The sequence below is a fragment of the Binatus sp. (SeqCode) genome (assembly GCF_036522015.1).
Lineage (GTDB): Bacteria > Desulfobacterota > Binatia > Binatales > Binataceae > Binatus.
Genome location: NZ_DATDGQ010000196.1, coordinates 1 through 8,634, shown reverse-complemented (window position 1 = coordinate 8,634; position 8,634 = coordinate 1). Strand labels below are relative to the sequence as shown.

Here is an 8,634-nt window from a genome sequence, read left to right as displayed (position 1 = left end):
GGATTATCTTTTGCGCCAGAACCTTGCCTAGCTCTACGCCCCATTGATCGAATGAGTCTATGTTCCAGATTGCGCCTTGGGTGAAGACGCTATGCTCATACAGGGCTACCAGCTTGCCTAGGACTTCGGGTGTTAGCTCGTCGGCTAGTATTACCGTCGAAGGACGGTTGCCTTCGAATACTCTGGCTGGGATCAGCCAGTCCGGCGTGCCCTCGGCCTTTACCTGCTCGGGGGTTTTGCCGAATGCCAGCGCTTCGGCTTGCGCGAATATGTTTGAGAGTAACAGATCGTGATGACGACCTAGCGGGTTAAGCGCGCGGCAGAATCCTATAAAGTCGCACGGGATGAGCTTCGTGCCCTGGTGGATTAGCTGGTAGAACGAATGCTGGCCGTTGGTGCCGGGCTCGCCCCAGTAAATCGGTCCAGTCTGGTAATCGACGGGCGCGCCTTCCAGCGTGACGTGCTTGCCGTTCGATTCCATAGTTAGCTGCTGCAGATAGGCGGGAAAGCGCTTCAGGTACTGCTCGTAGGGCAGCACCGCGACGGTTTGCGCGCCGAAGAAGTCGTTGTACCAGACACCTAGCAGGCCCATCAGGACCGGCAGGTTGCGGGCGAACGGCGCGGTGCGAAAATGCTCGTCGATCGAGTGGAAACCCGACAGCATCGCGCGGAAATTGTCGGCGCCGATCGCAATCATGGTGGACAGCCCTATCGCCGAGTCCATCGAGTACCGGCCACCGACCCAGTCCCAAAAGCCGAACATGTTTTTCGTGTCGATGCCGAACTTCGTAACTTCGGCGGCGTTGGTCGAGACCGCGACGAAATGCTTCGCGACCGCCTTGTCGTCACCGAGCGCCGCCAGAGACCAATCGCGCGCGGTGTGTGCATTAGTCATCGTCTCGAGCGTGGTGAAAGTCTTCGACGAAATGATGAACAGCGTCTCGGCCGGATCAAGGTCGCGCGTCGCCTCGGCGAAATCTGTCCCATCGACGTTGGAGACGAAGCGCATCGTCAGGTTGCGGTCGCTGAAATGACGCAGCGCCTCGTACGCCATCACCGGACCGAGGTCGGAGCCGCCGATTCCTACATTGATGATGTTGCGGATGCGCTTTCCGGTGTGGCCTTTCCAGGAGCCGTCGCGGATGCGCGCGGAAAAGTCCGCCATCCGATCGAGCACCTCGTGGACTTTGGGCACCACGTCGTCGCCGTCGACGCCGATCGACGCCCCGCGCGGCGCGCGCAGCGCGATATGCAGGACAGCGCGCTTTTCAGTGACGTTGATCTTGTCGCCGCGGAACATCGCGTCGATACGTCCGCGGAGTCCGACTTCCTCGGCCAGCGCCAGTAGTAAGCGGAGAGTCTCGTCGGTCACGCGATGCTTGGAGTAGTCGAAGTACAGGCCGGCGGCCTCGACCACGAGCCGCTCGCCGCGCTTGGGATCTTCGTCGAACATCGCGCGCAGGTGCCGGCTATGGATTTGACCGTAATGCGCCTGCAAGGCTTTCCACGCGGGGCGATTGATAAGCGTCGATGATGGCATGACGGACTCCTTCTATTAGCGGGTCGCTGGAAGCTGGCCGGCGACTCGGCGATGAGAGTCAGCTTCGCGCGCGGATTGGCGCGACAGGTATTGCGGCGCGAGCATCTGAAACATGATGAGCGCGGCGGGCACCAGATAAAAAATGGAGCCCGGCACCCACATGATAGCGCCTGCGACAATCTGGTCGCCAAGGGGAGTGAATCCCGCGATACGCGGCGCGGTCGCATAAATCGGATAAATCAGGTGCTCGGAAAACATGAAGAGCGCGGCGAGGATCGTATTCTGGCCGTCCGCCAGCAGAAGATACGGAAGCATCGCCCATCGCGGCCATCGCGCGACGCTCGGCCACGGTTGGATGACCGGGTACCAGAACATCAATGCGGTCGTCAGAAAGCATGCGTGCTCGACGACGTGCCATCCGTCAGAGCGGAGCGCGAGCTGAAATGCTGCCGGCAGATGCCATCCCCAGGTCGCGGCGGCGAATGCGATCCAGCAGACCAGCGGCTCCGTCATCCATGCGAAGAGTCGGCGGACTGCCCTTGAGCGGAGAACCGGGCCGGCTACTGCCTTCGCGACACGCGAAGGAGTCCCGCGAATGAGCGCAATCGCCGGGGCGCCGGCGAGCAGCAGCGGCGGCGCGACGATCATCAGCAGTAGATGCTGCGTCATGTGGATTTGCAGCAGCAGGTCGTCGAATGCTTCGAGTGGCGACGCGATCGCGATGAAGAGTGCAACGATGCCGGCGATGAACGATGCGAGTCGCCAGACGGGAAAGCGATCCGGCATCTGGCGATGCAAACGCACGAAGCCGCGCGCGTAAATCGCGGCGGTGACGAGCAGCGTCGCGATGGTCGCGACGGGCGGCGTCCACGAGTCGAAGGCGGTTTGTACTATCGAGTTCACGTCAGTTATTCGATGCCGGAACTGCCGGACGCGCCGAATCGCGCGCGGGCGGCTCGCCGCTCGGATGCATCGTCGCGAGGAAGGCGACGATCGCGTTAACTTCCGCCGGGCCAAGGTTCTTGCCGTAGGCCGGCATGTTGCCGCCACCTTGAATTATCTGGCGAACGATCTGATCGCGCGTTAGCCGCGTCGCCGTGTCGTCGAGCGCCGGCCCGCGCATCCCGCCGACACCGCCGAGCGAGTGGCAGTTGCGGCACTGCTTGCTCTGCACCAGCAGCGCGCCTTGAAGCTCCAGAGGGGTGCGGCCCTTGACGTAATCGACCGGCGTCGGCGCGGCGCTCCACGCGTCCATCACTGGCGACCACGGCGAGAACGTGCCGAGCCAGGTGAGAGTGCCGACCAGAGTCACGGCAAGAATCACGATGACGACTGAAAAAGGTCGTCGTCGCCAGCTTTTCTCGCCCGTCCCCGAAAGGAAGGGCAGGGCGAAAAGGAGGCCGATGACGGCGACCGGTCCGGTGAGCATCAGGAAGGTTTCGGTCCACGGCGGCAACAATGCGAACAATGAGAATAGCCACAGGAAGAAGAAATCGGGGCGCGGCACCGTCTGGATGATCGTCGGATCGGGCTGGCCATTGGGACCGATCGGGCCTTCGACCGCCGCCACTACCAGCAGGCTCAAAATAATCAGTCCGGCGAAGACCAGGTCTTTTTGCGCGGCGAACGGCATGAACGGTTCGCCATCGTCGTGTACTAACTCCTGGTACTGCTGCAAGTAGGTATTGCGTCTGACTATTCGACCAGGCATCGGCCATTCGTTAATGCCTAGTCGCAATACCAGGAATAGATGCAGTCCGACGAAGCCGATAAGCAGCGCGGGAATCACGAACACGTGCAGCGCGAAGAAGCGCGACAGGGTTTCGCCGGCGATGATTGGTCCGCCGAGAATCAGATCCACGACCTTGAACCCGATGATCGGAGTGCGGCCGGCGATCGATGCGCCGATGCCGAGACCCCAATATGCGTTCTGATCGAAGCGCAGCACCTGGCCGGTGAACGCCATGCCGAGCGTGCACAAGAGCAGAAAGCATCCCGCGACCCAGGTGAGTTCGCGCGGAAATTTATAGGCGCCGAACAGGAAGACCTGGATCATATGCACGAACATCAGGGCGACCATGAAGTTGGAGCCCCAGCCGTGCAGCGCGCGCAGATACCATCCGAGCGGTTGTTGGTAGTTCAGATATATCAGGCTGTCCCAGGCGCGATCGGCGGCGGGCGTATAGACCGTCGCGAGGCAAATGCCGGTGACCACCTGCAAAACGAAGACGACCAGCGTCGCGCTGCCGAAGATGTACCACCAGCTTGCGGAACTGCGCGGTACCGGATGCTCGGCAACTTCGGCGATCGTGCTACCGAGTTGCAGTCGGGCGTCGAGCCATCGGCCGACTGACTTGAGCGTCTCGATCATGCGTTCGGCTCGCCGAGTGTCGGCAATTGGCCGGCGTAAATCCAAAGTTTGCCGGCCTCGACCTTGTATTTGTATTGATAGAGCGGGCGCGGCGGAGGTCCCGAAGCGTGCCTGCCGTCGGAGTAGAAAACGCCGCCGTGGCACGGGCACATGAACAGCCCGGATTCAGCGAACCATCGCACTGGGCATCCGAGATGGGTGCAATTGATGGCGAAAACCTGGAATTGATCGCCTTCCATATGGCGCACCCAGCATGGAATCTTGGCCGTCTCGCCATCCCATGCTTTCTTGAACGGGTTTACATACTCGGCCAATCGAGTCTGATGTTCCGGATAGTCAGTCAGCAGACCGAGTGGTATCCAGTCGAGCCAGGTGAAGCGTCGGGCGGGAGATAGTACGTAGCCGACTATTGGTATAGCGAATAGCGCAATAGCTATCGCGTTAATGACTATTCCGATCCGAAACAGAAAATTGCGGCGTGTAGTCTTTTCAGGCGATGGGGTCATTTCAATTACTCTGAGCCAGAGGCGACGCTGGACGTTTCGACGAGAGCCAGGCGACCACGTCGGACACTTGCGCGGGCGTGAGCGGCTGTCCGCTGGCGGCGCTCTTCCAATCAGGATGACCGAGGTCGGGGCGTCCCGCGATCACGATCGAGCGCAAGTACTGGTCGCTAACCAGTGAAAGATAGGAGGCATCGACGACCGAACCTGCCGTTCCGCCTTTGCCGTCGGCCCCGTGGCACGACTGGCAATTTGCCGCGTACACCTGAGCGCCTCTATTGGAATCTCCCGGTGTGGAATTGGAATAGGGCGGCGCGCCCGAGCCGGCGCTCGAAACGGCAGCCCAGGTTTTCCGGATGCCGGCGATCAAAAGGTTGATTTGACGGTCTGTCAGCGAGCCGCCCGCGCTTTGCGCAAACGGCGGCATCGCGGTTCCCGGAACTCCATCCGAGATAACGTGTCGCATAGAGGCGTCGTCGATGATCTCTAGGTATATTCGATTGTTCATTGCGATTGCGGCGCCTGACTTACCGTCGGCTCCATGGCATCCCGCGCAGTTTTCGCCGTACAGCGCGGCGAAGTCGGTCACGTTACTGGGGCGCAGCGGAAGTTCGGCCTTTGTCGGTCGGCCCGGAAAAGAGTTGCATCCGGCGAGCATGATTGCTGTCATCGATGCGATCGCGAGCAGCGATTTGAGCCTGCGCAAGTTCAACTTGGTGCTAGTCCTCGCGTTTCTCGCCCAAACCCGGTGCTTCGATGCCAGTGCGGACGGCGAATGGAAGATGCTGCAGCGTATGGACGCGCTCTGTCTGGTTCACGACGAAACCCGCGACCGCGCCGAAGGCAATTTGGCACAGGATGAACCATCGCCACTCGATTCGCGCGTCGAGCACGGGATTGATCACGCTGAGCGACGACCACAGCAGGCCGGTCCACAGCAGCGGCGCGACAATCGCGGCCCACAAAGCTGGGTACCGCGGAAACATCGGAAGCATCACGCCGTAGAGCAGTCCGACCAGGATTGAAGCCGAGGCGTGAATGATCAATGCGACGACGAATGCCTGTGGAATGAATGACGAGAGCGTCGCAGTGTCGGCGTTGGCGAGATTTGCCATCGCGGTCGCCGCGAGAATGTTGACGGTGTACCAGGGGCTGCCGTGAAGCGCGATTCCCTGCAGCACGGCGAGTACCGCCATCGCGACGCCGCCGGCGATGCCACCCTTGATTCCTGCCGAGTAGGGGTAGATTTCGAGCGGGAGGATCGCGCGATTACCCAGCTCCCCGACTTGCAGGTAGTCGATTCCGATTTTTGCGGGCACGATGGCTCCGGCTGTTGGCTCGACGCGAACCATCTCGCGATGCTCGACGGGAAGTACCTCGCGAAACCATCCGACAGCGCCGGCGACGGTTAGGATGAAGCCGACCATGCTGACTACGACGTTGGTCACCAGGCCGGCGAACGCGAGCGTCAAGCCGAGCGCCATGATCATCGGCCACGCGGTCGGTGCGGGCGCTTCGATTACTCTGTTAGCGGTTTCATCAATAGCCATTGCGTTAGCTCATCGACCGACTACGTACACGGTCAGAAATACTATTACCCACACCGCGTCCACGAAGTGCCAATACCACGAGAGAACATCGGTGCGCTCGACGTGGCGCTCATTCATGTAGCCGCACATAGTCAGAATCAGTACGAGAAGAATAAGTAGTAGTCCGATCGTGACGTGGAGTGCGTGCAGGCCCACCAGTGAGTAATAGGTGGTACCGAAGAGATTAGTTCGAATGGTCAGGCCGTCGTGATAGATAAGGCGGTGCCACTCGAGGGCTGTGCCGGTCAGGAATTCGAGCCCCAGAGCGAAGGTGACGAACCACCAGATGGCGAACGCACGAATAGAGTTGGCGCGGAGGGCGCGAATGGCGAGGACGATCGTGATGCTGCTCGAGAGCAGGCAGATGGTGTTCAGGATTGGCGGAGATAGGACGTCTTTGGGGAACGGGCCGGTCAGACTTTTGCCGAGATAGAAGATGTAGGCGACGACGAAGATCGAAAAGAAGGCGGACTCGGTCAGGATTAAGGCCAAAATGCCCACGTGGCCACGGCGCGGGAGCGTTTCGTTCCATGCTGGTGGGGTGGCGGAAATTGCGGTTGCTGCAGCGGCCATTATTCGTACTTCCAGTCGGGATCCTCGGGATGCTTAAGGTCCCAAAGGGGACGTCGACTGCGCACCGTCGGTGGAGTCGCGAAGTTATATCCGGGCGGTGGCGACGTTGTGGACCATTCCAACGTCCAGGCGTCCCATGGGTCGTCGCCCGCCACCTCGCCGGCGTAGAGCGAGCGGACAACGTTGACTACTAAAATCAGCACCGCGATACCCTGCACCAAGGCTCCGATCGACTCCATCAGGTTAAAAGTGTCGAGGCCTCGCCCTGGCTGGTACGTATAGATGCGCCGCGGCATTCCCTGCAGCCCCGCGAAATGCATTGTGTCAAAGGTCATATGGAAGCCGATCAGGAATAGCCAGAAGTGCCATTTGCCGAGAGTCTCATTGAGCATTCGGCCAGTTGCCTTTGGAAACCAGTAGTAGATAGCGGCGAATATCATGAAGACTATTGCGCCGACTAGTACGTAATGGAAATGAGCTACTACAAAGTAGGTATCGGTGAGTTGCCAGTCGAGAGGTGCTACGGCGAGCATGATGCCGGTCAGGCCTGCGATCAGGAACTGAAAGAGGAAGCCGAGGCTGAACAGCATCGGTACCTTGAGCCGAAGCTTTCCGCCCCAGATTGTTCCTAGCCAATTGAAGATTTTGATGCCGGTCGGGACGCCTACCAGCATCGTCGAAGCGGCGAAAAACGAGTTGCCGGCGGGCGTCATGCCCACCGCGAACATGTGATGCGCCCACACGCTCAGGCTGATAAACGCGATCGCACACGACGCTGCCACCATCACGCTGTAACCGAAAATCACCTTGCGCGAGAAGACCGGAATGATCTCGGAGGCGAACGCGAAGGCGGGGATTACCAGGATATAAACCTCGGGATGACCGAAGATCCAGAAAAAGTGCTGCCACAATATGGCCGAACCGCCTGCTTGAGTATCGAAAAAATGCGCGCCGAGGAAGCGGTCGAGTAGCAACATCGCCTGCGCTGCGGACAGCGGCGGCAATGCGACCAGCATCATGAACGCAACGACGATCGCGAGCCACACCAGCACCGGCATCTTGCTCAGCGTCATCCCTTCGCATCGCATGCAGAACGCACTGGCTATTATGTTGATGGCGGTGGCGGTCGAACCGACGCTAGTCAGCAGAATACTCAGTATCCAATAGTCAGTACTGTTGCCGCGCGAGAACGGCAGCTCAGTGAGCGGTGCGTACGCGAACCATCCGACGTCGGGCGCGCTCCCCGCGCCGTAGAGGCCGTCGCCGCCGATGTAGCTGAAGTAGAGCAGCAGCGCGCCGAAGAACCACAGCCAGAAGCCGAAGGCATTGAGCCGTGGGAAGGCGAGATCGCGCGCGCCGATCATGAGAGGCACGAGATAGTTGAAAAACCCGGTGAGGATCGGCATCCCGACCAGGAAGACCATCGCGGTGCCGTGCATCGTGAGCAGGCGATTGAAGACCTGCGGCGGGACGATGCCGGCGTCGGGGACGGCGAGCTGGAGGCGAATCGTCAGGGCTTGCAGGCCCGCTACCACGAGAAAGAAGAGGCCGCCGCTGATGTACATGATGCCGAGGCGTTTGTGATCGACCGTGACGACCCATTCGTGGAGCTTGCCGAGGATGGGCAGCGATTGCGCGTCGTCGACGGCGCCGAGTGCGATTTCCTGGTCGATGCTGCCTGCCATGACCGTATTCCCCGATTACCGCAGCGTGGCCAGGTACGCGACCAGGTCGTCGAGGTCCTTGTCGCCGAGGTTCATCGCGGGCATCAGCGCCCCCGGCTTCATGACGCTGGGATCGCTCACCCATACTTTAAGGTGATCGCGAGTATTCATCGCGACGCCCGCGCCGATCGTCTCGCGCGTCATCAGATGTGTGAGGTCAGGACCGAAACGTCCGTCCGCTGCGGTGCCGCGAATCGTATGACAGTTGACGCATGCAGTGGATTCGAAGACCTGGCGCCCGTGGCCGACCGAAGCGTCGACGATAGGCGGCTGCCTCTGCGCAGCGACCCACCGGTCGAAGTCGGCGCGCGGCTCGACCACTATCCGCAGCAGC

The 8,634-nt window shown here is 60.5% G+C and carries 9 protein-coding genes; all 9 read right to left on the bottom strand.

The features are described 5' to 3' along the window. On the bottom strand, positions 1-1,540 hold a 1,540-nt coding region (pgi, locus tag VIW95_RS08295; RefSeq protein WP_331585286.1), incomplete at its 3' end, for a glucose-6-phosphate isomerase. A gap of 15 nt (positions 1,541-1,555) precedes the next feature. Beyond that, entirely contained in the window at positions 1,556-2,443 is an 888-nt protein-coding gene (locus tag VIW95_RS08290; RefSeq protein WP_331585284.1) for a cytochrome c oxidase assembly protein, read from the bottom strand. Between the two features lies 1 nt (position 2,444). Beyond that, positions 2,445-3,911 (bottom strand): cytochrome b N-terminal domain-containing protein, encoded by a 1,467-nt coding sequence (locus VIW95_RS08285; protein ID WP_331585282.1) that lies wholly within the window; start codon positions 3,909-3,911, stop codon positions 2,445-2,447. Continuing rightward, entirely contained in the window at positions 3,908-4,417 is a 510-nt protein-coding gene (locus tag VIW95_RS08280; RefSeq protein WP_331585280.1) for a ubiquinol-cytochrome c reductase iron-sulfur subunit, read from the bottom strand. Before VIW95_RS08280 ends, VIW95_RS08285 begins: the two co-directional genes overlap by 4 nt. 1 nt (position 4,418) lies before the next feature. Next, positions 4,419-5,120, bottom strand: a complete 702-nt coding sequence (locus VIW95_RS08275; RefSeq protein ID WP_331585278.1) for a cytochrome c — start codon at positions 5,118-5,120, stop codon at positions 4,419-4,421. A gap of 13 nt (positions 5,121-5,133) precedes the next feature. Continuing rightward, positions 5,134-5,964, bottom strand: a complete 831-nt coding sequence (locus VIW95_RS08270; RefSeq protein ID WP_331585276.1) for a hypothetical protein — start codon at positions 5,962-5,964, stop codon at positions 5,134-5,136. 9 nt (positions 5,965-5,973) lie between these two features. Further along, complete coding sequence (locus VIW95_RS08265; protein ID WP_331585274.1) at positions 5,974-6,576, bottom strand: cytochrome c oxidase subunit 3; 603 nt, start codon at positions 6,574-6,576, stop codon at positions 5,974-5,976. Continuing rightward, positions 6,576-8,261 carry a cytochrome c oxidase subunit I gene (gene ctaD, locus VIW95_RS08260; protein WP_331585273.1) on the bottom strand — a complete coding sequence of 562 codons (1,686 nt, stop codon included), beginning with the start codon at positions 8,259-8,261 and terminating at the stop codon, positions 6,576-6,578. Before ctaD ends, VIW95_RS08265 begins: the two co-directional genes overlap by 1 nt. Before the next feature lie 15 nt (positions 8,262-8,276). Continuing rightward, the coding region (locus VIW95_RS08255; protein WP_331585272.1) for a cytochrome c at positions 8,277-8,634 on the bottom strand (358 nt) is incomplete at its 5' end.